The sequence below is a fragment of the Bacillus sp. 05T31 genome (genome assembly GCF_056396725.1).
In genome coordinates, this window is record NZ_JBFTMA010001032.1 from 1 (window position 1) to 1,067 (window position 1,067).

2 pseudogenes are annotated in these 1,067 nt (G+C 32.6%); both read right to left on the minus strand.

Going from position 1 to position 1,067, the window contains the following annotated elements:
* Positions 1-317: pseudogene (locus AC1DJR_RS31050) on the minus strand (binary toxin-like calcium binding domain-containing protein); the annotation flags it as partial.
* A 180-nt stretch (positions 318-497) separates the two neighbouring features.
* A pseudogene (locus AC1DJR_RS31055) lies at positions 498-707 on the minus strand (IS6 family transposase); the annotation flags it as partial.
* Positions 708-1,067: the final 360 nt, after the last annotated feature.

Sequence of the window (1,067 nt, forward strand, 5' to 3'; positions counted from 1 at the left end):
TCCCATGCCTGTGCTTCATTTTTCCCGGTTTGTCGATTGAACTCAATTTTATAGCCTTTTATTTCTAAGTCGTTAGAAATACCATCTTGATCCCAATCGTTATTTTGTATTTCAATTTTTTCAGTAGACATCTTTCCCTTTTTTCCATCAGTTCCATAGATAAGATCTTTTCCTTCTTTTGCATTTGCATCCTCTTTGAACATTTCAATTGTGCTTCCTGCATTCGGCTGTTTTATATCTGCTAAAGCAGGGGATGCTAAAGTCAGTGCCATCGATACACTACCTAATACACTAAGTGCTGGCTTCAATTTCTTCATTGTTATTTTTCCTCCTTGATTTTCAGGTGAGTTAGAACACCTACTATTAAGAACAACTTCATCATATCTAATACATCTTTCATTTCTCTCTCAAAAGTGTTACAAAAGTCTTTCATAAGTATAAAAATTCTTTCATACATCTATTACTTTTATTTTATGTATATAAATGCGGCAAACCATTTAGGCCGTGGTTAGTAATTGTTTTAGTTCATTGTAGGCTGAAAAGGCGGAGTCTRTTTGAAGACTYCGCCTTTGTTTGTATAGGGYATGAATGGTTTCGATTCCTCTTATCGTACGTAAAGCATGGAAAAGTTTTTGAGATCCAGAGGATCTAGCAGACCGGCACTTCACATGGCGATGGCGTGTTATCCCAATATTGAAATATTTTATAAATATATAATCAAACATTTATTTAAACATTTAGAATTAATTACACAATCAATATAACTATGCCCATACCTATGCTTATTGTGTATTTTTTTATACAACAAAGAAAAAAGCATCCTATTTGGACGCTTTTATGCCATCGTTTATTTAAATGAAAATTTTTATAAGCCAAATACAACTAAAAGAATATATGCTATCACTTATCTTTATCTATGAGGGCTCACCATATCCATCAACTTTAGAAAAATAAACACCCCAAAAAGAAAAAAGAGCTGAATTCTCAAAATAACTAACTACAGAGAAAGAAAAATCTTCATTTAGGGCTTACTTTAAAACCTTAGATTGGTTGATATGGGATGGTAC